The sequence below is a fragment of the Winkia sp. UMB3158 genome, assembly GCF_030217145.1.
Lineage (GTDB): Bacteria > Actinomycetota > Actinomycetes > Actinomycetales > Actinomycetaceae > Winkia > Winkia anitrata.
Map to the genome: position 1 here is coordinate 246,342 of NZ_JASONH010000001.1, position 23,233 is coordinate 269,574.

General features: G+C 55.4%; 21 protein-coding genes and 1 tRNA gene. 14 read left to right on the forward strand and 8 right to left on the reverse strand.

Going from position 1 to position 23,233, the window contains the following annotated elements:
* Nucleotides 1–19: 19 nt before the first annotated feature.
* The 5 genes from QP400_RS01240 (at nucleotide 20) to QP400_RS01260 (ending at nucleotide 2,963) form a co-directional block, all read left to right on the forward strand.
* Nucleotides 20–853 (forward strand): DsbA family protein, encoded by an 834-nt coding sequence (locus QP400_RS01240; RefSeq protein WP_004805803.1) that lies wholly within the window; start codon nucleotides 20–22, stop codon nucleotides 851–853.
* A gap of 63 nt (nucleotides 854–916) precedes the next feature.
* Nucleotides 917–992: transfer RNA gene (locus QP400_RS01245), tRNA-Thr, on the forward strand.
* 192 nt (nucleotides 993–1,184) lie between these two features.
* The gene (locus tag QP400_RS01250) at nucleotides 1,185–1,493 is read left to right on the forward strand and encodes a ClbS/DfsB family four-helix bundle protein (protein ID WP_004805801.1); all 309 of its coding nucleotides are present in this window, start codon (nucleotides 1,185–1,187) and stop codon (nucleotides 1,491–1,493) included.
* On the forward strand, nucleotides 1,444–1,911 hold the full coding sequence (locus QP400_RS01255; RefSeq protein ID WP_004805800.1) for a hypothetical protein: 468 nt from the start codon (nucleotides 1,444–1,446) through the stop codon (nucleotides 1,909–1,911). Before QP400_RS01250 ends, QP400_RS01255 begins: the two co-directional genes overlap by 50 nt.
* Nucleotides 1,912–2,462: 551 nt before the next feature.
* The gene (locus QP400_RS01260; RefSeq protein WP_004805796.1) at nucleotides 2,463–2,963 is read left to right on the forward strand and encodes a hypothetical protein; all 501 of its coding nucleotides are present in this window, start codon (nucleotides 2,463–2,465) and stop codon (nucleotides 2,961–2,963) included.
* A 654-nt stretch (nucleotides 2,964–3,617) separates the two neighbouring features.
* Here the strand turns inward: QP400_RS01260 and QP400_RS01265 are convergent.
* A complete protein-coding gene (locus QP400_RS01265; RefSeq protein ID WP_004805793.1) occupies nucleotides 3,618–4,409 on the reverse strand; it encodes a hypothetical protein in 792 nt (263 codons plus the stop codon).
* Between the two features lie 203 nt (nucleotides 4,410–4,612).
* Here QP400_RS01265 and QP400_RS01270 point away from each other — a divergent pair, with 203 nt between their 5' ends.
* From QP400_RS01270 to QP400_RS01300, 7 genes are all read left to right on the forward strand, one after another.
* The gene (locus QP400_RS01270) at nucleotides 4,613–6,634 is read left to right on the forward strand and encodes a bifunctional metallophosphatase/5'-nucleotidase (protein ID WP_160309227.1); all 2,022 of its coding nucleotides are present in this window, start codon (nucleotides 4,613–4,615) and stop codon (nucleotides 6,632–6,634) included.
* A gap of 91 nt (nucleotides 6,635–6,725) precedes the next feature.
* Complete coding sequence (locus QP400_RS01275; protein ID WP_040314868.1) at nucleotides 6,726–7,205, forward strand: GNAT family N-acetyltransferase; 480 nt, start codon at nucleotides 6,726–6,728, stop codon at nucleotides 7,203–7,205.
* 11 nt (nucleotides 7,206–7,216) lie between these two features.
* Nucleotides 7,217–7,564 carry a DUF488 domain-containing protein gene (locus QP400_RS01280; protein ID WP_004805788.1) on the forward strand — a complete coding sequence of 116 codons (348 nt, stop codon included), beginning with the start codon at nucleotides 7,217–7,219 and terminating at the stop codon, nucleotides 7,562–7,564.
* Between the two features lie 20 nt (nucleotides 7,565–7,584).
* The gene (locus QP400_RS01285; protein WP_004805787.1) at nucleotides 7,585–8,742 is read left to right on the forward strand and encodes a pyridoxal phosphate-dependent aminotransferase; all 1,158 of its coding nucleotides are present in this window, start codon (nucleotides 7,585–7,587) and stop codon (nucleotides 8,740–8,742) included.
* Nucleotides 8,743–8,800: 58 nt separating this feature from the next.
* Nucleotides 8,801–9,313, forward strand: coding sequence for a gluconokinase (locus QP400_RS01290; RefSeq protein WP_004805785.1), 513 nt, complete (start codon nucleotides 8,801–8,803; stop codon nucleotides 9,311–9,313).
* 21 nt (nucleotides 9,314–9,334) lie between these two features.
* Nucleotides 9,335–10,729 (forward strand): GntT/GntP/DsdX family permease, encoded by a 1,395-nt coding sequence (locus QP400_RS01295; protein ID WP_004805783.1) that lies wholly within the window; start codon nucleotides 9,335–9,337, stop codon nucleotides 10,727–10,729.
* Nucleotides 10,730–10,996: 267 nt separating this feature from the next.
* Nucleotides 10,997–13,840, forward strand: a complete 2,844-nt coding sequence (locus tag QP400_RS01300) for a hypothetical protein (protein ID WP_048707195.1) — start codon at nucleotides 10,997–10,999, stop codon at nucleotides 13,838–13,840.
* 64 nt (nucleotides 13,841–13,904) lie between these two features.
* Here QP400_RS01300 and QP400_RS01305 read toward each other — a convergent pair whose 3' ends face one another.
* A complete protein-coding gene (locus QP400_RS01305; protein ID WP_004805778.1) occupies nucleotides 13,905–15,326 on the reverse strand; it encodes a sodium:proton antiporter in 1,422 nt (473 codons plus the stop codon).
* A 181-nt stretch (nucleotides 15,327–15,507) separates the two neighbouring features.
* Between QP400_RS01305 and QP400_RS01310 the strand changes: the two genes are divergently transcribed.
* Both QP400_RS01310 and QP400_RS01315 read left to right on the forward strand, forming a co-directional pair.
* Nucleotides 15,508–16,635: a 6-phosphofructokinase gene (locus tag QP400_RS01310; RefSeq protein ID WP_004805776.1), complete on the forward strand. Its 1,128-nt coding sequence runs from the start codon at nucleotides 15,508–15,510 to the stop codon at nucleotides 16,633–16,635.
* Complete coding sequence (locus tag QP400_RS01315; protein ID WP_004805775.1) at nucleotides 16,636–17,424, forward strand: alpha/beta fold hydrolase; 789 nt, start codon at nucleotides 16,636–16,638, stop codon at nucleotides 17,422–17,424.
* On the opposite strand, the gene QP400_RS01320 is transcribed toward QP400_RS01315, so the two are convergent.
* From QP400_RS01320 to QP400_RS01345, 6 genes are all read right to left on the reverse strand, one after another.
* The gene (locus tag QP400_RS01320) at nucleotides 17,421–18,812 is read right to left on the reverse strand and encodes an amino acid permease (protein ID WP_004805773.1); all 1,392 of its coding nucleotides are present in this window, start codon (nucleotides 18,810–18,812) and stop codon (nucleotides 17,421–17,423) included. The genes QP400_RS01315 and QP400_RS01320 overlap by 4 nt on opposite strands.
* Before the next feature lie 66 nt (nucleotides 18,813–18,878).
* Nucleotides 18,879–19,637, reverse strand: a complete 759-nt coding sequence (locus QP400_RS01325; protein ID WP_004805771.1) for an iron ABC transporter ATP-binding protein — start codon at nucleotides 19,635–19,637, stop codon at nucleotides 18,879–18,881.
* Nucleotides 19,634–20,593 (reverse strand): iron chelate uptake ABC transporter family permease subunit, encoded by a 960-nt coding sequence (locus QP400_RS01330; protein ID WP_004805769.1) that lies wholly within the window; start codon nucleotides 20,591–20,593, stop codon nucleotides 19,634–19,636. Before QP400_RS01330 ends, QP400_RS01325 begins: the two co-directional genes overlap by 4 nt.
* Nucleotides 20,590–21,588: an ABC transporter permease gene (locus tag QP400_RS01335; RefSeq protein WP_004805767.1), complete on the reverse strand. Its 999-nt coding sequence runs from the start codon at nucleotides 21,586–21,588 to the stop codon at nucleotides 20,590–20,592. The genes QP400_RS01330 and QP400_RS01335 overlap by 4 nt, the downstream gene beginning before the upstream one ends.
* Nucleotides 21,588–22,565: a siderophore ABC transporter substrate-binding protein gene (locus QP400_RS01340; RefSeq protein ID WP_004805765.1), complete on the reverse strand. Its 978-nt coding sequence runs from the start codon at nucleotides 22,563–22,565 to the stop codon at nucleotides 21,588–21,590. The genes QP400_RS01335 and QP400_RS01340 overlap by 1 nt, the downstream gene beginning before the upstream one ends.
* Before the next feature lie 223 nt (nucleotides 22,566–22,788).
* Nucleotides 22,789–23,052: a DUF1540 domain-containing protein gene (locus QP400_RS01345; RefSeq protein ID WP_004805764.1), complete on the reverse strand. Its 264-nt coding sequence runs from the start codon at nucleotides 23,050–23,052 to the stop codon at nucleotides 22,789–22,791.
* Between the last annotated feature and the right edge of the window lie 181 nt (nucleotides 23,053–23,233).

Here is a 23,233-nt window from a genome sequence, read left to right on the forward strand (position 1 = left end):
AATTTGCAAAGGAGTACACATGGCCAAAAAGCCTTCCAAGAAGAACTCCGCTGCTGCGCACATGAGCCCAGAAGAACAGGAACGTTTGGCGCAGGCTAAGCAGAACTTGCAGGCGAAACGGCAACAGCAGCAGAAGGCTAAGACCACCCGCAACATAACGATCGCGGTGGTGGTCATCGCGGCTCTAGTCGCAATCGGCTTGATCGGCGGCGTGCTGTGGTCCAAGAAGTCTTCTTCAAAGGGAGCCAGCGCCTCCTACAGCCAGTCTGTCAAAGAGAACAAAGGCATCGTCATTTCAAAGGACGGGGTTGGCAAACGCGTCAAAGGCTTGCCCAATGTGGATCTTTATTCCGATTATGTCTGCGTGCACTGTCTGGAGCTTGAACAGGCCATTGGCCATGATCTTGTACAGGCCGCCAAAGATGGCAAGATCAACCTAACTTTCAAACCAGTTGTCACTATGTCTTCCCACTACTCGTGGGGTTTCCCCGCTGCTGCAGGCGCGCTGCAAGTGGCTTCCAAAGCGCCAGAAAAGTTCATTGACATGCATTTCGCTCTAACCAACCAGGTACTGAAAGATGCCAAGGAAGGTAAAGCTGAAACGTCCCTAACCAGCGTGGACGAAGGCAAGAAGGAGGTTGCAAAGGTAGCTAAAGATCTTGGCATAGACCAGAAGATCATTGATTCCTTCGATACTGACAAGACAAAGGAAACGCTGCAGACCTGGACTAAGCAGTGGGTAAATTCTGGTCTAACTGACAAGAAATCCTACGGCACTCCTATGATTGTGCGAAACGGCAAGCTAATTCAGGCAAAATCGTTTGATGACATGTTGACGCAAGCGACTAAGTGATGGAGCCAACAGAAAGCTAGTTTCACATCGCGGCAAGTTCTGTGTAAAACTAGTCCTTGCCCAGCCACCTTAGCTCAGTTGGTAGAGCACCCGCCTTGTAAGCGGACGGTCGTCAGTTCGAGTCTGACAGGTGGCTCCACATAGACGCTGGATTTGATAAGTAGGCGTTTGCGTTAGCGAGTATCCCCCAAAGGGGCGTGAATTTTCGGCTGCGTTAGCGGGTTGGGATTTTGCGTTAGCGCGTATCGTGTTTCCCCTTGTAAAATGCTGTTTTTTCATTGAACCCGCTAACGGACAATAATTTCAAGGCCGTTACACAAGGAGGTGTGTGATGAGATCGTATGAATCTGGCACCGAGTTTCAGGCAGAGATCACTAAACGTGGGAGTCTGTTTATTGGCGAGTTCACTGATGTTCCCGACGATGGGTGGGATCGGCTGATTGATGGTGTTGACCGCACACCCCGGCAGATGATCGCCTACCAGGTGGGCTGGATGGAGCTACTGCTCGGCTGGGAAAAAGACGAGCAAGCAGACAAAGAAGTAATTACTCCGGCACCTGGTTTTAAGTGGAATCAGCTGGGCGGGTTGTATGAGTCGTTCTACCAGCGCTGGAACAGGAAAGCATCAACATACTGCTAATGCGCTGATCGGGTCTGAGCTAAGTGTTGTCGATAAGTACCTCACGAGCCACGGAGTTAACGCGAAGAAATTGCAGGTAAGATGCAACCTCACAGATATGTGTGATGATGCTGACGCAATCTTGCTAAGTAAGATACTGCAGGATAATCCACCAAATAATCTGCATGCCCTTTCTGCCACGATGAACTCGCTTTACGCCGAGATTATTGTTCAGAATCGCTATACAGCCTTTGAAGCAGATGGCTTGGATTACTCCTCCCAAAAGGCGTTAGCGGCAAGCATTTGGAATACCATGAACAGCATCGGCACAGGCCTGTGGTGCGTTGGATTAGCCGAACTTGCTGGGGATTCGAGCGATGAAGATCGCCGAGCCTGTTGCAATGCCTTGGCAGGCTACCTACTGGCTCACTCGCGCTAAGCACAAGGCATAGTCGGGTGTGGTCGAGGAGCTATTCTTCTGCCACATCCAACTGCCCCTTCCTCCTTAGCAAGAAATATCTCAAGAGGACAGCTGCGACTGACACGACAATGGGATACAGCAAGTAAATGATGCTGCCTTCATGAAGGTAATACATGATACGACCATCCAAGACAGGACCTGTGCTTGCCCCTGTAGTTAGCACAGTCAAGAACAGGACGACGGGCAATTTAAGTGTGGTGAAAAACTTGAGGTTCGCAAGTACGGCCTAGTCCACCAAATTAAACACTCCCGCAAGGGATAGCAGGACTAGGAAGAACCACATATATGTTCTCAATGCCCCAATGTCGTTGCCAGACTCAATAAAAATCTCTTGATGGTTTGCGTTTATCCACGCGTTTATAGTCGCCAGCGTGGAGAAAAGTAGCCCAAGTTTCAGCAACTGGAAGCCGCTAGGAGACAAACACCTCTCCAGCGAAGTTAAGGCCTCTTGCAGCAATAATTTCGCCCGTTCCACATTCCTATTTGGCCACAACAATCAGGAGTAAAGCATGGCGAAAGATGGCACCAATCGCGGTGGCCGCCGGGTGCGGGCTGGCGCGAAACCCGACCCACTCAACGAAAAACTGGCGAAAGGCCTGCCTGCCACGCGCCCGGAGCACCAACTAGCGACTCCTTTTGATTTCGACGGCTCTGATATCGGTGAGGGTGCGGTACTTGCCGGCGAGGTCATGCCGGAACCTTCTGAGTATCTATCTGCGGTTCAGCGTGATGGTAAACCGCTGGGTGCGGACATCGTTTACCGGGAGACCTGGCGGTGGCTTGATAAACGCGGTTGCACCCGCTTTGTCTCCAAACGGCTGATTGAGGCTTATGCGCAGGCCTTCGCTCGTTATGTGCAGTGCGAGCAAGCCATCTCCAAATTCGAGCTGCTCGGTAAACATCCGACTACGGGGGCTGCTACCGCCTGTAGGAAACGTTTGTGGCTTCCACTACCTATTAAAACAACGATGCAAGCCGTCACCTATAAACAGTACGTACTCAAACTTTAACTGATCGTCAAAATCATTGACGTGTTTAAGGAAAAAGATTCGCGTCTATCCAGCGTGGGTTGTGACCATGGATCATCCTCAATTATTTCAGTAATTCTATCTACAAAACGACCAGAGGATATAAACTCCTCAGCCTCTCCAGCTATAGCAGTAATGTCGTTGATCTAGTTAAAAGCCACCCCTTTCCAGCTTTCCTGCGCTTAAGTTTCAAACAATTTGGGAACGTGGTGTTATAAAAATGCCTCCGCCACCTCACATACCGGCTTATGTGTTAGAATTCTAATTACTGCGCCCAGGCAAATCTAGGCTCATTCGGCATCGCGCCCCCTAGAGCACTAAGGATTTAACCTTCTGCCGCGTATGTAGAAGACGGTGAAGGGATGTTTATTACAGGAGTTGCGTCACCTGCCGAAACTTGCAGCGTTTCCGATCTTAGTCACGGCTGAGCCGCTCCGAAATGGAGTTATTCATCAATTCCTTTTTTCCGACGAAAATACCCAACACCTAAAACTGACACACCAAGCAACAGTGATGGAACAACTATACTCAGTACCGTACGTAAAGGGAAAAACATTAGCATCGACAAAGAAAATAGGCAAACCACCAGCGTAAAAATTAGTAAGCTGACCCCCAGTTCGCGCATAGTACGCGGCATTATACTTCCCACCAATTCCACGCCTCTTTTGCGGCGCATCCAACAGCGTAAACACCTAACCATGCAGCAAACCCCGCTGGAGTTGACTTAATGATTTGTTTAAGAACAATATTGCCACTCTTTTTGGCGATTTCTTTCTTGGCGTACCGCTTAAGTAAATCAGCAACTTTTTTCCAAGACTTTTCGTAAATGTATTTTCCCAATAGGTTGTAGTCGATTTGGAAGGGCGAAAAACCAAGGACTCCCGTCACTACGCATGACCCGAAAGAGCCCCAGCTACGATCCGACTGCGCATCAACATACGGATTGTCGGCAGCTCCATTTAGTGAGTTAACGATAAGAGCAAGCTGCTCAGAACTTCCTCCGAAACCATATTCAGCAGCCAGTCTTTCATCTACAACGAACTTCGCTCCATCATGTTTGATGACATCACGAAATAGAACCACAAAACTATCCGCTGCGGCACCGGCGAATTCCTCAATTTCAGCTTCCGTAAGTGAATCGTCCCGCCTTGTGGTATTGAAATTAGAAGTGCGGAGAGTTAACTGTGAGGGAGCGGCTGATGCTGAACGCAAGTCGCTAAGATCTTCTGCGCACGCCACCCCTGCTGCCGACAGTGGTACGCATAGCACACATAAGCTGGCAGTCGTCATTTTTACAATCTTTTGAAACTTCGGTGTTTCTACTCCTTTGGTCGTGCCACCGTCCTTGGTGGCGGGTTGCGCAGCACGGGAAAACTGGGCTGCGGCTTCCTCTGACAAAATCGCTAGGCGGCTTTCAGGTTGGCCCACTTGATGCAGTTTTCATCCAACAATGCGGTCTGCAGCAATGCAAAAATTTGTGCCTGCTTAGCCCACAGATAAACCTTACTTCACCGCCTATTTACGTTCTCTCATTACATTGGCAGCAGTCTTTATTGCTTCCATCAACGTCATAGGAGAGGGCTATGCTTCGGCCAAAGCACAGGGCATCCTACCTACCAATACTGTTCGCAATGGCGGTCTCGCTGTTTACACTCTCTGCCCCGCAGGCTCGTGCGGCAGCCCAAGTAGAAATTAGCATTGCAGCTATCACCGATTTTCACGGTCACATCGAGATGGCTCCTAACCTGTCCGAGCAGGTCACACGTATGCGCGCTCAGAACCCCAACACGTTCCTTGTCTCCACCGGCGACTCAGTTGGAGGATCTACCTACGTTTCCTCTATTGCTAAGGACGAACCGACCATGAAAATCCTGACGAAGCTGGGATTGGAAGTTTCTGCGCTCGGCAACCACGAATTCGATGCCGGGTATTCAGACATAGTAAGTCGGCAGTTAGGTCAGGTGGGCTGGGACTTCGTTGGCTCCAATATTTCCGGGGTCGATACCTCAAAGGTCCTCCCCTACAAGATCAAAACAACCAAGGAAGGCATCCGAGTAGGCTTCATCGGCGCGACCACCGCCGATCTGCCGAACCTGGTTAACCCAGCAGGACTAGAGGGGCTTGCAATTAGCGACCCGGTCACCGCCCTCAACAATTCCGCTGCGGCCTTGAAGGATGGCGATGATGCCAATGGCGAGGCAGACGTTGTAGTTGCACTACTACACGAGGACTACACCGCTGCAGCCCGATTGGGCGCCAACGTGGACGCAGCGGTAGCAGGACATACTCACACCAATAAGACCACGCAAACAGCCTCCGGGGCCCCCGTTGTGCAGCCCGATTGCTTCGGACGACTCCTTGCAGACATTGAGCTGTCTGTAGATGCCAGCACCAGGAAGGTCATCGCTGCCAATTCAAAGATGCGCACCATCAAAGATGCCACGAAGGATCCCTCTGTCCCTTCCGACGCGACAATTCTGCCCATGGTGCAGCAGGCCACCGCGCAGGCAAAAGAACTAGGCAAAGAAAAGGTTGGAACCATAGCCAACGCCGCGAAACGTGGTGTCCAAGGTGATCCGGAAGGAACTGAAAATCGCGGCGCCGAGTCCACCCTGGGCAATCTAATCGCAGAGGGTTTCTATCAGTACGCCAAAGGCGAGGGCGCCACTCCCTCGTTCGCGATCATGAATGCGGGCGGCCTACGCACGCCCTCATTAGATGCGAATTCCGACGGCATCGTAACGGTCGAAGAGTCCTACAACGTACAGCCATTCAACGGGGACATGGGCACCATCGACCTAACTCCAGCACAAGTCTACAAGCTCGTAGAACAGCAGTGGAAGCCCGAGGGCGCCTCCCGCCCAATGCTGAAACTGGCCTTCTCTAACAACTTCTTCTACACCTACGACCCAAGCCCAAACTTAGGGTCCAAAGTAATCGATATTTATATAGACAAGAAGAAACTTGACCGAGGCGACACCACCTCGAAGCTGCGGGTAGCAGGTGGAACGTTCCTGCTCAACGGCGGGGACGGCTACACGGTCATGAAAGAAGGCACTAACTTCGCCCAATTGCCCGGCATCAATGACCTGGGCGCTTTCAATCACTTCCTGGCTGCCCACCCCGGTTACGCCGTCTCCCAGTCGCAAGGCTCGGTTGGCATTACTGGGCCGCGCAACCTCAAAGCCGGCCAGAAAGTTACGCTGGGCCTCTCCTCGCTCTCGTGGACTACTGACGAACCAAACGCGGACACGGTTACTGTCCAATTTCAGGGCAAGCAGGTGGCCGCTGCCCCGATCGACAACCGGGTTGTGCAAAGCCTGGACGAAACAGGGCGCTCGCGGGTGAGCTTCACTGTGCCCCAGGTGAAAAAGAGCGGCTACTACCCGCTGGAGCTGCAATTTGGTGTCAATAAAGTCACCTACCCTCTCTACGTGCAGGCAGCTTCGAAGCCAACGCCGCCTTCCCCCGCCGACCACGCCGATCAACCTGCATCTGTCTCCAGTAGGCCGACCCAGCATAGGAAAGCTAAGAAGAGGGATGCAGGCGCAAAAGAACTCGCTGGTACAGGCATCTCCCTGTTCGCAGCTGCTACGTTGGCAACCGCTCTCAGCACAGGTGGCCTAGTGCTCCTCCAAAGAAAGAGAGGCTAATCCGCGCCAGCCATTTCCGGACCTTGCTCGCCCTCTCTATAGGGCAGCTGCCGCAATTGTCCCACCGGACCTGCCCCACTACGCTGAGGGCATGGAAGAAGTAGCAGTGGTCCAAGTGCCAGCGGCAGAAAGAACCGAGGAACTTATCGCCGAGCTAACCGAGGTGTGGGAATCCTCTGTTCGCGCTAGCCACCTGTTCCTTACCGAGGCCGACATCACCCAAATCAGGCTTGTTCTGCCGCAGGCGTTTACTGCTCTAGAACACTTAGTGCTTGCTACTTCCCTTGACGGAAGAGTAGTCGGCTTCATGGGCGTACAGGGCAACCGCCTGGAGATGCTTTTCCTTGCGGCTCCTGCGCGCGGCAAGGGAATAGGCACGAGGCTACTGAAACTGGCAATGGCGGACTTTGGCGTCACCGAGTTGACGGTGAATGAGCAGAACCCAGATGCGAGCAGATTCTACTGCCACCACGGATTTCGCGTTTACAAGCGTAGCGAATTAGACGAGGACGGCCGCCCATTCCCACTGCTGTATATGAGGTATTGCGGCGAGGGCAAGCAAACCAGTTAGGAAGAAAATCGGTGAGTATTCGGATAAAACGCGTCTACGAAGACGCCTCCCCCGAGGACGGATACCGAGTCTTAGTAGATAGGCTTTGGCCGCGCGGGGTACGCAAAGACGCTCTCAAAATGGATGAGTGGGCTAAGGATGTAACGCCCACGTCCTCCCTGCGCAAGGATTGGCATTCGGGCCGCATCACTGACACCGGCTTTGCCGCCAATTACCACGCCGAATTAGATGGCAACCCAAAGCTTGCGGAGCTCGCGCAGAAAGCCTCCCGCGGCGCCCTTACACTGCTGGTTGCAACTCGGAACGTGGCGACCTCTCACGCGCATGTCCTAGCCAAGGCGATTCAGGATTGTATCTAAGTCGCGTCTAATATTGGCTCATGAAGTTTTCCACGCGGGTAGGCGCATCGCAACCGAATTTGATCACCTTGGCACTGCGAGCGGCAACCGGACCCGTCACTAACCTCTCTGACTCCAACCCCACCCGCCACGGGCTAGCTCCCGCGCTTCTGCCAACCACCTACCAAGCAGATCCGCGCGGAAGCGCGCAGGCGCGCCAACAGCTTGCCGATTTTTTGTCCAAACGCGACGGTCGCGAGGTCGATCCCGATCGCCTCTACCTGCTCAGTTCCACCTCCCAGGGCTACGCGTGGCTGCTCAAGCTCTTCTGCGATCCGGGCGACTACGTGCTGACGCCTCGCCCCGGCTACCCCATGGTCGACCAATTGGCTATGTTAGAAGCGGTCGAAGTGGACAACTACTTTTTGTCTTGGGACGGCGCCTGGCTGACTGACGTGGGGCAACTGCGCCAACACCTCCAGACCAGCACCCCAAGCGCACTGGTAGTGATCAATCCGAATAACCCTACTGGCTCCTATCTTCGCCCCGACGAACGGGCGGGCATGGTCCAACTGTGCCACGACTTCTCCGTGCCGCTAATTGCCGACGAGGTCTTTTTTGACTACGCCCTCTCGAATGTTTTCCGCGAGCGTTTGGCCGGCGAAGAGCGCGTGCTCACTTTCGCCCTCGACGGGTTGTCGAAGAATCTTGCGGCACCCCATGCGAAGGTTGCTTGGCTGGAGGTATCTGGCCCGGATGAGCTGGTTCGGCAGGCGCAGGAGAAGTTGGATCAGATAGCCGACGCCTATCTGCCTATGAGTGACCTGATTACGGCTCAGCTGCCTAGTTTGTTGGATGCTATCGGCTCCCAGATTGAGACGGTGCGGGATCGTCTTCGCAAGAATTTGCAGCGGTTGCGCAGTTGTGTTGCGGCTTCGCGTACTGGGGTTATGGATCTTTATGAGCCGGAGGGAGGCTGGAGTGCGCTGTTGCGTTTCCCAGCGTGGATTGACGAGGACGAACTAGTCACTTCTTTGATTAGGGACGCGGCTATTAGTGCCCAACCGGGGTATTTCTTTGACATGCCCACGGCCGGGTTTTTAAGCATTTCGCTTTTGCTGCAGCCAGAGGTGATGGCGGCTGCGGCAGAGAGCGTTATTGCCCGGATTGATACCGCGGTAGAAGCCACGCTTTTTTAATCTTTTGGGCAGAAGATAGTAAATTGTGCTGCAGGGCTAACTATTCGAGGAGGAATACATGGATCCTATCCATCTAGTTTTTATGGGCGTAGCAGGCTCTGGGAAAACAACTGCCGCCGAAGGCCTTGCGGCAAAACTGGGGTGGCCCGAGGCTGAGGCCGACGATTTTCACCCAGCCGCAAATATCGAGAAGATGAGCTCTGGTCATCCACTCACTGACGAGGATAGGTGGCCGTGGTTGCGTAAGCTGCGCGCCTGGATGGACAAGAATTCTGAGCAGAATTCTTCCACCATCGTTACTTGCTCCGCGTTGAAGCGCTCCTACCGCGATCTGCTCCGCAATGGCCCCGGAAGGGTCTGCTTTGTGCACATGCAGGCCCCGGCGGAGGTCATCGAAGAACGCATGGCAAAGCGGGACCACTTCATGAGGCCGGGCATGCTCGGCTCCCAGTTCGACACGCTTGAAGACCTTGAAGAGGGCGAAGATGGCTTTACCGTGTCCGCCCTCGGTACAAAAGAAGAAACCTTGCAGGCCGTTGAAGACGGGCTAAGCGAGCGCGGCTTAATCTAGCTGAATTAGAAAGTTTTACAAATGAATACGTTACTCTTTGCCGCTGGCGACACGGTTGCACATACTAGCAATGTTCCCCAGCTGATCATCGCGGCATTGGCGGGTATCGCCACGATCGTAGTGTTGATTGTTTGGCGGAAGATGCACCCCTTCCTGGCACTGACGCTCGGAAGCGTTGTTCTTGCGCTGATCGCAGCGATTCCGCTCACTGATACGTTTACTGCCTTCACTAAGGGGCTTGGCTCTACTGTGGGCGGGGTGGGCGTACTGATTGCGTTCGGCGCAATTATTGGGAAGCTACTGATAGATTCCGGCGGCGCTGACCAGATCGTCGACACGGTATTGGACCGCACGTCCACTAATGCCTTGCCGTGGGCGATGGCTTTTGTGGCATTCGTGATCGGTATCCCTCTCTTCTTCGAGGTCGGTATCGTACTGCTGATCCCGGTAGTCATGCTGGTGGCGCGCAGGGCGAGGATGCCTGTGATCGCCGTAGGCATCCCCGCACTGGCAGGCCTATCCGCCCTGCACGGCCTGGTTCCCCCACACCCCGGGCCGCTAATTGCGATCGACGCTTTCAAAGCAAACATCGGCCTGACACTGGGCTTGGGACTGCTAGTGGCAGTTCCTACCGTCATCATCTCGGGTCCGCTAGCCGCCCGGCTCATGGTTCGCTGGGTACCCCGGCAGGCTGGCGCGCTCTTAGGCGACGGGCAGAAAACGGAAACTGAGCACGACCGTCCCTCCTTCGGGGTCGCCCTCTCAGTCGTGCTACTGCCAGTCGTGTTGATGCTGGCAAGGACCGTAGTGGAAATGGTAATGCCCAACGCCGATGGCTCTATTTTCTACAAAGTGTTCGAATTCTTGGGCGAACCCGTGGTTGCCCTGCTAGTGACCGTTCTATATGCAATGCTCGTGCTGGGCAGAGCTACCGGGCGCAGCGCTGGTCAGGTCAATTCCATCGTCGGCTCGTCCCTGGCCCCCATCGCATCGATCCTATTGATCGTGGGTGCAGGCGGCGGTTTCAAGGAGACCCTGGTTGAATCCGGCATCGCCGAAGTGATTGCCCAGTGGATCCAAAACATCGGCATGCCCGTGCTGGTCGCCGGGTGGATCGTGGCGGTTGCAGTCCGACTCGCTACCGGGTCGGCAACGGTTGCCACCATTACCGCCAGCGGAATCATGGCCCCGATGGCCGCCCACCTCTCCCCCGCCGGCACCGCCCTCCTAGTGTTGGCTATCGGTGCAGGCTCGGTCTTCCTCTCGCACGTAAACGATGCGGGCTTCTGGTTGGTAAAGGAATACTTCGGGATGACCGTGGGTGAAACCTTCAAGACCTGGTCGCTTATGGAGACCATCTTGTCAGTGGTCGGTTTGCTATGCGTACTCCTAATAGCAATACCGCTGGGAATATAACCCCTAGACAACATTTGGCAATGCATGAAAAATAGTGGCCAAATATAGAAAATACGCGCATCATTCTTATGTGAATTTTGCGCGTATTTTTCTTTTCTTCTATTATTGCTGGTCACAGCTGTTTTAACGGCTTTTCGTCAGTTGCAGGTCAGTTTCCTATGACTTTTCCATGAAAACTGTATTTGCAGCTAAAAGGGGTTACCTGTCAAACGCGATCCTTGTAATCTTTTTATCTTGTAATAGCAGGTTTTAACCGGAAGGCTCATAATGAACCCCTCGAAACTCGTGGTGCCCGCCCTGGCAGTGGGAGCATCTTTATCGCTCCTTAGCCCCACTGCCCTGGCGGATCCCTCACCGCAGCCGGCCCCACCAAAGGCAGATACTGCATCCGAGGACGCAAACACCGCAACAGAACTGCGCGAACAAGTTGAAAAGGCCGAAGCAAACCTGGCCTCCTTGCGCAAAGCTCAGGAAGACAACGAAGCCCAGCTAAAGGATGCACAGAAAGAACTCGAACAGCGCAACCAGGCGGTCGCCCTCGCAAAGCAAGAACTAGATAAGCCCGCTGCCACCGAAAAGGACCTGCAGCAGGCGCAGGCAGCCCTACAGCAGGCAATGCAAGAGGCTCACCAGGCCAACTTGCAAGTAGAGGCCCTCAAACAGGCAGCCAAGGCCTATAAGGATGCGGCAGCCGATAGCCAGAAGAAGGTAGCTGCGGCGGCCACTAACGTTGCCAAAGCTGTGAACGACCGAGACGAAGCCGACCGCGCGCAGTCGCAGGCTTCCGACTCGCTAAAGCAGGCAGAAGGGAAGCTCGCGGACAAGGACTTGGCAAAGTTCGAAGGCGACAAGGCAGCGGCCAGCAGCGAAGTAGCCAAGAAGGACAATGCCCTCGCTGAAGCTACCAAGGCAAATGATCGTGCCAAAGCTGAGGCAGACAAGGCGGCAACCGCCCTCAAAGATGCAGAAGCGGCCGTTTCCACGACGAAAGCCGAGTTGGAAAAGCAGAACGAAGAACTAGCCCGTGCCGAAGCCCGCAAGACGGCAGCCGCCGCCGAGGATAAGGCAGCCAAGGCCGATAAGGCTGAAAAAGAGGCAGCTCTAGCGCAGGGCAAGGCTGAAGCGCAGACAGAAGAAGGTAAGACTGCGCAGCTAGAGAAGACAGCCAAGGAAGCCAAGCAGAAGGAAGAGGCGGCAAGCGCTGGGGCCGACGCAGCTCGCAAAGCCCGCGAGAAGGCGGTGGAGCTAGCTACCGCAAATTTGAAGGAAAAGCAGCAGAACCTAGAAGCAGCACGCCAGGCTGAAATGGCCTCCCGCAGCCGCCTCGAAGAAGCCCGCAAAGAGCTTACATCTACTAGCGCGCAAAAGGAGTCCGCGGCGCAGGCTCTGGCAGAAATACAGGATACTATTGCCAGTCACGACTCGCTAAAGTCCCAGCACGAGCAGGCGAAGCAGAATGCGGCAACGCAACTCTCTCACGTTAGCGCACTCGAAGACGAAGCGAATGAGCTAAACGCCAAACAGGCCGACGCAAAGGCACGCTTGGACGCGACTAACCCGACCGACAAAGAAGCGCTAGCTGACGCACAGCGCAAGTTCAATGAGGCAGCAGCCGCAGCCGATGCTAAACACCGCGAGGTCGAAGCCGCTGCCGCTACCCAAATCGAAGCTGCGAAGGCGGCAGATGCTCTAGCAGCACGCCTTGCTGCCCTTCAGCCTGCCTATGGGAAGGCGACCGAGTCTTTGGCCAGGCTGCAGGCTGCCGATAGTGCTGCTTCTGCCGCCCACACTAAAGCTGTACAAAGCGCGGAACAGGCAGACCAGAAGTATAAGAAGGACTGCAAGGACTTCAACGATGCCGCCGCAGAGGTCGAGCAGGCCCAGGCCGAGGCAGACAGGGCGAACACCCCCACAGAAGCTGAATCGCTCTACGAGTCCGCACATCAGGAAGCTCTAAAGGCTGCAGAGGCACTAAAGACCAGTCAGGATGCGTTCGCCGCAAAGGCCAAGGAGGTCGAGGCCCTGACTCATGCGGCAACTGAAGCGGATGTGCGAGCCAAAGAGGCAGCCATTGACCTGCAAAAGAAGGAAGCAGATCTAGCCGACACACGCGCAACCCAGACTGGAGCAGCTACTGCAGCAACTGCCGCGCAGGAAAAGCTCGAAACAGCTAAAGCCGGCAAGGCGCAGAAGGACCAAGCTGCAGCATTTGCCTCCCAAGGGGTCGATAGCGCCCAACAAGAGCTCCAGGATGCCAAAGCAAAGCTAGCTGAAAGCCTCCAAGCACTGAAAGACTACGAGCAGGCCCAGGCAGAACTTGCCCGCGCGCAAGAAGCTTTTGCGCGAGCCAGCGAAGCCAAGGGGCGAGCTGAGGCAGCGTTGGCCCAGGCCAGTTCGGTCGCCGAAGCAGCAATCGGAGAAGCAAACAAGGCGGCAGTAGATCTGGCGCAAAACACCCAGAAGCTAAAGGAAGCCCAAACCAAGCTGGAAAAGACTCTCCTGGCAGTAGTCTCCGCCAAACAGAAGCTGACGGGCCTGGCAGCCAACACCCCACAGGCAGCTCAGGCCAAGCTGAAAGCAGCTGAAGAGGCGCTTACAGTGATCCAAGAGAAGGTAGCCTCACTGGCCTCCATCAAAGAAGAGCTGCCGGCAAAGATTGAAAGAGCCCAGGCCCACCTGCAGTATCTGAAACTACGGTTTCAACTGGCTTCCTCAACCACGCCCACGCCTGCACCCGCGCCCTCAGCTCCGCAGGACGAAGAAAACGGGAAGAACTTCCCCAAGGCACCTGAAGGCAATACGAAGAAGTCTGAGAGGCCCCGTCACTCCGCTGGATACAAAGCCGGCACCAACCCGGGCAAGACCGGTGGCAACATCGTCACTACCCCGAGTAAGAGCAAGGCCATTGACAAGAGCGGGAAGCGTGCCACGGTAAAGGCAACTGCCAAGACAAAAGCTGTTTCCTCCGCTTCTGCTACTCCAGCACGGCATGCCCTGGTGAGCCAACCGGGAGTTCTAGCTCGTACAGGCGTGGCCCCCGCCGCCCTGGTGACGGGCGCATTGGTGTCGATAGGCGCCGGCTTCGCTTTGCGGCGACGCAAGGACAGCTAACTGCGCACCTTTAAATAGTTGTGGGATCTGCCGGAGGGCAGATCCCACAACTATTATTTTCTGTTTACAATTTGCCTTCACGCAGCAACTGGTGATTTTCACTCTTGCGCGAGTGGGCAATAATCCACGTGGCTTCTCCTAGCACGGCTATAACTAATAGCAAGCCGATGATTGTAGTTACGACTCCCTCGGCAATGGACACGAGCACCATTGCTGCCAGGACCGGTGCCAGGTAGCGCAGTGACCAACCGATGTAGCCGCCGAAGGAAGGCATCTTCACGCCCTGCTCTTCAGCCACGGACTTGACCATAAAGTTCGGCCCGTTGCCAATGTAGGTCATAGCCCCACAAGTTACGGCGCCTAGTGAAATAGCAACCAAGTAAGCCTCTGGTACGCCCGCTACCTTGGCTCCTCCATCGAGCTGGGATGCCATCTCGAAGAAGGTTAGGTAGGTAGGAGCATTGTCTAGGAACGAGGACAGCCCGCCGGTAAATACGTAGAAGGTGATCTCGTTCAACGGTAGCTTAGGTGCAATCTGTGCCAGGTACTTTAGTGCCGGCATCATGGTTAGGAAGATGCCAATGAACAGGACTGCGACCTCGACAATCGGGGCCCATGTGAATTCGTTGAGCTTGTACCGGATCTCTTTAGTGCCGAATACAAACGAACCAATAACCGCTATCAAGAAGACGATTTCTCGGAGCGGCAGATATTCGTGCCAGGCGGCGCTTCCGTCCTGGATAGCTTCCAGATTCATGGAAGGCACAACCGCAACGGCCACAATGATCATGGCAAAGAAAATGAAGTTGATGGCACCACGAAGCCTAATAGGCGTGATGTTCGTATCGTCCATCCGCAGGTCTTCGGGGGATTCTTTAGCGTAAGCCCGGGTGTCTAGCGCAAAGTAGGTGATCAGCAGCAGTGCGTTGATGCAGAACCATTCGGGAATCAGGTGGAAGGTCCAAGTAAAGGGCACCCCACGCAGGAATCCCAAGAATAGTGGCGGATCACCGAGTGGGGTCAGTAACCCACCGTTGTTCGCAACGATCAGAATTGTAAAAATTACGGTTTGTGCTTTGTGCTTGCGCTCCGAGTTCACGTTCAGCAACGGCCGAATCAGCAGCATTGCTGCACCGGTAGTGCCAATGAAGGAAGCGATCACGCCGCCAACAGCTAAGAAGATGGAGTTGTTCTTTGGCGTAGCACGAATATCGCCCTCCAAGAAGATACTGCCGGACACCACGAAGAGGGCGAACAGCAGCGCAATAAATTGGAAGTACTCGAAAGCAGTGTCGGCGACCGCCACCATGCCAAAGTGGATGGCCATGTAGATCGCAACTGGAACACCTAGTACTAGGGCGATGGCTAGCTGGAACCGCCAGTCTTCCCAGAGTTTTGCTGTAGCTGGGATAAGGGGCAATATAGCGATGGATAGCAGCATCGCCACGAAGGGGATGAGCATCCATGCGGGAACAGTATTAGTCATCACTCTTGCACTCTAAACCTTACCTTCAGTCAGGAGCGAATCTTGAGTACCATTTGGGCAGAACAAGACCGTTTTTTCCTGCCTGAGAAGGACGCAACTTTGCTTTCTCGGGCCACTTTTGCGCCCACCACCAATCTTTTCCGTACGGTAGGGTTAACCTGGTCCATCGAAGGGGAAGAGCATGTCCAAGAAAAAGCGCATCGGAATTCTTACTGCCGGTGGGGACTCGCCGGGACTAAACGCGGCAATCCGCGGTTTTGGCAAAGCAGCCATCGGGCACCACAACATGGAACTGGTGGGCTTTCGCGAAGGCATTCGCGGCATGGCGCTGAATCAGACGGTTCCAATCGATTCGGCAACACTTTCTGGAATTTTGACTGTCGGAGGCACAATCCTCGGCACCTCTAGGGACAAGCCGCACAAGATGGACGTGGGCAACGGCAAAGAGGACATGATTCCCACCATTTTGAAAAACTGCGAGGCGAACGGACTCGATGGTGTGGTCATGATTGGCGGCGGCGGCACAGCGAAGAACGCCAACCGCCTGTCGAAGGCGGGTCTAAACGTAATTCACCTGCCCAAGACTATTGATAACGACATCGCTCACACAGACACGTCGTTTGGTTTTTCTACCGCGCTGGGCATTGCCACTGACGCCATCGACCGACTGCACTCCACCGCGCACAGCCACCACCGCATCATTGTTGTCGAGATTATGGGTCACAAGGCAGGCTGGCTTGCACTCGGATCGGGTATTGCGGGCGGAGCCGATATTATTTTGTTGCCCGAGATTCCCTACTCCATTGACTCCGTGGCAGCTTCCATCTCGAAGCGCGCAAAGGGCGGACACCCGTTCTCGGTAGTAGCCATTGCCGAGGGCGCCCGCGAAATTTCCGATGCGGCGGACTACGCTGCAGCGCAAGCACTGATCGACGGCGCCTCCAATGCGGATGCTAAGGCGGCTGCCAAGAAGCACCGCTCGATGTTGGAGGCGGCCCACCGCGGCAATGCGCTGAAGCTCGCCGAGCAGCTGGAGGCAGCTACCGGCTTGGAAGCTCGAGTCACCGTCCTCGGCTACGTACAGCGCGGCGGTACGCCAAATGCAGAGGATCGGCTGCTGGGCACACTTCTGGGTGGCGCTGGCGCTGACTTTGTGGCTGAGGGCAAGTACGGCATTACCGTTGCCGCGAAGGGTCAGTCTGCCAAGGCGGTGCCGCTGAAGGACGTGGCCGGAAATCTGAAGACAGTTCCAAAGGATCACCCGTGGGTTAGTGCCGCAAGGCACGTCGGCACCTGCCTAGGTGACTAAATGGAGCAGTTGCTGCCGCTGGGTGAGGTCACCCTATGCGTGGATAGCTTCGGAACTCCCGGGGATCCGCTCATAGTAAATATTGAGGGCCATGGAGCCCAGCTCATCTCTACCCCAGCCAGCTACTGCGCAAGGCTCGCGAAGGCGGGTACCCACGTCGTGCGATTCGACAACCGCGACGTGGGCCGGTCTACTCGGATGAGCAAAAACTACCCGCTGATGGATATGGTGCGCGACGTGCACGCCCTCATCAACTATTTCGGTTCGCCCGCGGTAGTTACCGGCCGTTCTATGGGGGGAGCCATCTCCCAACTGCTGGCCCTGCACTACCCCGCCGATGTTAGCGGCCTGGGGCTGTTCTACACTTTCAGTTCACCCCGCCCTTTGGGCGCCCCACTTCCGGCCCCTTTTTCCGACGAAGCCACTTACCGCGCCTGGTACAAACCGAACCTGCGGGCAATCGCGGGCAGCGCCTATCCGTGGGACGAGGGCGAGCTCGACGCCCTCACAAGGGAAAACTGGCGGCGCGGCGTTAGCTGGCAAGGGATGGAACGCCAACGCCAAGCCATGGCAGTCCAGGCACCCTGGGCGCAGGATCTTTCCAAGATTGGGGTGCCCACCGAAATCATTCACGGCACTGCCGACGTGGTGGTTTCCCCGGCAGAGGGGAAACGTCTGCACCACCTTATTCCCACCGCGAATCTGCAGCTTGTAGAAGGCATGGGCCATGGACAGCCACAGGCCCTGGACGACCTATTTGCGCAGGCTAGCCTTCGCCTTCTTCGCTAGTGTCCCTCCGGCAATTTGGCAGGCTTGGGAATATAGCGGAAAGATCGCAGCACAAAGTAGGACCCGCACAGCAGGGCCAGATACGGAATACCGGCAATCCACACCACCGGCATCTGCCAGTGCAAGGCAATGAAGATCGCTACGCAGGTGGCGATGCCAATCCAATTCGTGTACGGCGCGCCCCACAGCCGCGCCGGACCGGACGGCTTCCCCGCCCTCTTCTTGCGGAACTTGAGGTGGGTTGCCAGGATAATCACCCAGGTGACCAAGATTGCTAGGATTGCGCATCCCATAAGGTAGTTGAAGGCCTCAGCAGAGGCGAAAATGGCCAGCAAGGAGGCAAGCACCATGCCGGTGGAAGCCAGCAATACGGCTCCGCGCGGCGATCCAGAGGGCGAAGTCTTCTTTGCGAAGGCGGGGGCCATCCCATCCAAGGCCAACGAGTGGAACATGCGCGAGGACGCATACAGGCACCCGTTTGCAGCGGACAGCGCCGCCACGATCAGAACGCCGTTCATGATGTGTCCGGCAGCGGCCACGCCAGCATTATCCAGAGCATGTACGAACGGGGAGGATTCCACTGTGCCGTCGCTGGCTGCCGTGGCCGTCCACGGTTGCAGCGCCACAACGACTCCTACGGCCAGCACGTAGAACAGCAGTAACCGCCATATCATTGTCCCAGCTGCTCTAGGAATGTCCTTTTCCGGATGTTCCGACTCTGCCGCCGAGGTAGATACGTTTTCGATTCCCCCGAAACTAAAGACGGCAGTGGAGGCCGCAAGAAGAATGCCACTAATGCCTGCGGGCGCAAAACCACCGTGCTGGGTTAGGTGGGACAGGCCGGTGGGCGGATTGTGCGAGGGCCACCCAAATAGGATTAGCGAAAGCCCAAGCAGGATAAATACGCTGATTGCCACCACTTTGATCATCGAGAACCAGTATTCGCTAGCCCCATACAATCGCACGGTGGCCAAGTTCAACCCGACCACAAAGGCCGAACAGCACACGGTAGCTACCCCTAGGTTTAGCCCCGGAAACCAGTGCTGCAGATACGTTGCGGTGGCTACGACCTCGGCCCCCACCGCAATGAAGGACTGGATGGCGAAGTTCCACCGCGCGATATACCCACCCATACGCCCCAGATAGGCACCAGCTACCGCTCCATGCCCGCCGGGGACCGGGTGGACAGATACCATCTCGGCCAGCGCCCACACGATCTCTAACGCCAATGCTCCAGCGATCACATAGCTGATAACAGTGGCGGGGCCCGCGAGCGCAATAGTGGATCCTGATCCCAGGAATAAGCCGGTACCAAGTGCACCCGAGAGGCCAATCATTGCCACTTGCGGGCTGGTGAGACGGCGTTCCAGTTGGGTTCTCTCAGCCATCGCCATTCCTTCTACTGCTTTTTCTACCCAGCCATATTAGCGAAAGGAGCATGCAATAAGGAATTCTTATGGTATGGGCATTGCCACGGGTCTTCCCGACATGGTTGTCACTTCTACCTGCACGTCGTAGATGTCTTCTAGGGTTGAGGCGGTCATGACCTGCGTTGGGGTCCCCTGTGCGCATACTTTTCCCTCTTTGAGGGCGACCATTTGGTCCGCGTAGGTAGCGGCCGTGTTTATGTCGTGAATTACGACAACAACGGCCAGGTCGCGAGCCTTGCACACACGTTGCAGGTGTCGCATCATTTCCCGGCTGTAGTGCATATCTAGCGCCGATAGGGGCTCATCTAGAAGTAGATATTTGGTTTCTTGGGCTAGGGCCATGGCTACGAAGGATCGCTGGCGTTGGCCGCCAGATAGTTCGTCGAGGAACCTATTCGCCAAATCGGTCATTTGCACTGTTTGCAGAGCCTGCGCCACCTTATCGTGGTCCTCTGGCCGGGGCCTGCCGCCGTTGTGCGGATGCCGCCCCAGCATGACCAGCTCTTCCACGGTCAAGCGCACTGCAAGATGGTTTTCTTGCCGCAATATGGCGAGCACTTTGGCCAGCTGCCCGGTGGGCCACTGCCCCAGCTCTCGCCCATCAATGGCGACGGTCCCCTTCTCTATGGGGTGCAGGCGTCCAACGGCCGCTAGCAGAGTGGATTTTCCTGCTCCGTTTGGGCCTATGAGGGCCGTGATGCCGCCCTCGGCAAGCGTAAGTGTTAGGTCTTCCACTACCGGTTTGGCCCCGTACGAGAGGGTGAGCGAATCGATTTCGATCATTGGCTCTCCTTATATATAAGAGTTAGCAGGACTAGGCCGCCAACCAGCTCGATGAGCACCGGCAGCACTGTACCGTAATTGAGCACGTGTTCAAGGAGTGCCTGCCCACCCACCAGAATCACGATTCCGAGGGCGGAGGAGGCAATAATCAGGTGCTTGATCTTGTCCGAGCGCACCAGGAACACGGCGATATTTACGACCAGCAGTCCAAAGAACATCAGCGGCCCAACTAAGGCGGTAGCACAGGCAACCAGCAGAGCGGAGGCCGCGAGCGCCTTCCGCATTTCTGCCTGGTAGGGCACGCCTAGTTCCACGGCAATGTCGCGGCCCAAGGCAAGCACATCCCAGGTGGGGCTCTTGCGCCAGATGTATATGCATGTGAGGGCGGTAATGGGGGCCGCCAGCGCCAAGGATTCTTGGTTTACCAACGCAAACGACGCGGTGGTGCGAACCTGCACCGAGAGCAGTTCGTTCGGGTCCATGATGAATCCGATCATGGCTGACAGGGAGCGGAACAGGGTGCCCATCACGATGCCCACAAGAACTAGTAGGTGTAGTGACCGTGATTGTTTCGATATCAGTGCCATGAACATGGCTGTTGCTGCCACCATCATGATGAAGGCGTTCCCGACAAATAAAGCAGGTGCGGGGATCCGGTTTAGTGTCGCTGCCCCGAGCGCAAGGGTCCCCGCAGTTAGCGTCAGTGCGTACATTGAATCAAAGCCCATTACACCTGGCGAAAGAATGCGATTTTGGGTGATCGCCTGGAATACAACAGTAGAGGTTGCCAGCGCTACCGCAACCGTCAGAAGCGCTCCAAGGCGCACTAGGCGGAGCGGCCCGATAATGCTCCAGAAGCCAATGGCCCCGTAGAGGGCGAAAAAGATGCAGGCAGCTACCGCGCCGACGCAGGAGATCGCGATGCGCTTTTTTGTTTTCTCGTAGCGTTTATTCACCGTTTCACCGTTTTCAGAAGGAAGGCGATGAAGATCGCGGCCCCTATTACACCCATGACTACGCCGACGGGGATCTCTGCTGGGGCAATGAGGGTGCGGCCGATGATGTCGGAAATTAGCACGAAGAAGGCTCCCCCAAGTGCAACCAGGGGCAGACAGCGGCGCATGTAGTCACCAAGTATTAGTGAGGTCAGGTTGGGCACTATCAGGCCCAGGAACGGCAGCGTGCCAGAAACTACGGTACACACGCCTGCAACGGTTGCTACGATCGCTAGTCCGAGGGCGGTTATTAGGCGGTGGTTCACGCCTAGGGATTTCGAAAAGTACTTTCCAAGTCCCACCACCGTAAAGGTATCGGCAAAGATATAGGCGAGGGCGCACATGGCAAGCACTAGCCATAAGAGCTCGTATCGACCCTTGATAATTCCAGAGAAGTCGCCGGTCAACCACAGGTTCAGCATTCCTTGCATTTCGAATTGCCATGCCAAGAAGGTGGAAGCCGCTCCGATTATCCCCGACAAGACGATGCCCAAGAGAGGAACCACAATGGGGTCGCGGTACCGCAATGACGATACGAGCCACATGAGTAGTACGGTGCCAAGTAGAGCGAACCCAACGGCTACCAGCATTCTGGCCCAAAGTGGCAGTCCGGGGAAGAACAGTACGGCAACAAGGATGCCCAGGCCGGCTGATTCAGTAACCCCTGTGGTTGCCGGTTCAACGTATCGGTTTTGCACCATCAGTTGCATCACCAGGCCGGCAACAGACATTGCCGAGCCAGCAAGCAGCAGTGCGAGGGTGCGCGGCAGACGCGAGACGGTAAGGACCATCAGTTCGTCAACGTCGGCCTGCCCAGTAAGCACGTCTGCTATGGACATGTCCGCAGCACCGGTAATTACCGAAACGCCCGTCAGTATTAGTACAGCTAAGACGGCTCCACCGAGCCACAATGCGTAATGCGGCTCGGTGGGGTTTCTATCTTGCAATACAGCCACTATTTGATCACGTCTGCAATCTCGTCCAGTTCCGCCGGGTAGTTAGTGGCACCGTACATGACGATGTACCAGCGTTCTGGCGTCAAGTAGACAATGTGCTTGTTCTTTGCGGCCTTGGTCGAGTTGATTAGTTCGTTGTCCATCAACTGTTCGGCAGGCGTCGATCCTTCGGTTTTACCGATGGCCTTCGCACGGTCGACAACAAAGATGTAATCGGGATCGAGTTGCTTTACGGCCTCGAAGGAAATCTTCTTGGACTTGTGCCCTTCGTCGGGCTTGTAGTCAGTAGTGGCTTCCTTGAAACCAAACACGTCGTAGATCGGGGCCCAGCGTGACTGTGGCCCGTGCACGGACAATTCGCCCTCGTTAGCCATCAGGACGAGCGCGGTACCCTTATCTTTTGCAGTGTCCTTGTAGTCATCTACCTTCTTCTGGATCTGCTGAACCAGTTTTTCGGCCTGATCTGTCTTGCCAACGGCCTGCCCGATCTGGCGGACCTGGTCCTCAACCTGCTTCGAGTAGTTCGGCTTTTCCCAGTCCACATCCGCGTTCACCGTGGTGAAGTTCTTCGACAAGTCGCCGTACATGGAAGCAGTACGCGCACCGATCAACAGCAGATCCGGCTTGAGCTTGGCAATAGCCTCCACATCTGGTTCCTTCAATGAACCTACCGAGGCAACATCCTTGTACTTATCCTTCAACCAGCTAGGCACAGACTTGGTTACGGTACCTACTACCTTGTCCCCCGCTCCCAAAGCGTCAACAGTGTCCAGGGCAGCCATGTCGAGGGCGATAATGCGCTCAGGCTGCTTCTCGATCTTTGTTTCTCCCGAAGAATGCTTCACCGTGGTGGGGAAAGCACTGTGCGTACTAGGCGAGGCGTCCTTTGCCTCTTCTGCGGAGTTATTGCTGGAGCAGCCCGTCATCATTGCGGCTGCAGCTGCAAAGGCAACTACCGCGGTTGCGATTTTACGCATCTCAATCCTTCCTCAGATCAATTAGGCAAGGCAACCCTAACGTATTTGCCACCCTTTAGCCAACCCTGAAGGATTCACTCGCGCTGCTCACAGCTCTGCCGCCGCTAAATCCGCATTTTTTATGCGGCAACAAATCCTGCCCAGAGGCTAACATGGCTAGTCAGGACACAAAAACGCCCTCCCCAGCCAGCCGGCCAGGGAGGGCGGAAATTCGAGGGAGGTTTTAGCGAGCCTCGAAGGTTAGACAAGTTTCATCAGAAGAAACCTTTACGCCAGAGGCGTCACAAACAAGATCCTGGTTATGCACACAGTCGGCGCGCTTACATGCACCGACTGTGGAGCTCATGGTGGGAAGCCCACCCTTCTTGTCCAGGTCGATGAAAGTAACGCAGGCCTTGGTTCCCATGGTGACCATAGGGGCAGCGCAACCACCGCGGTTAAAGGAGCAGTCAGTGGCGGCGCAGGAAGCAATTGTAGGAGCGGACATTTCAATTTCCTTTCAGAAGTTCTTGACGCCTTCAGTATGCCCACAAATGCGACAATTATTTTTTCTGCACAAGCGAATGCTTTTCGGAGCAATCCATCGCCATTTTTACGCCTCTGACCTGGGCTTTTATTTTGTAGGCTGAATAGGTTTTCCTCACTAATGCAAGCCTAAGTTAAGTGGC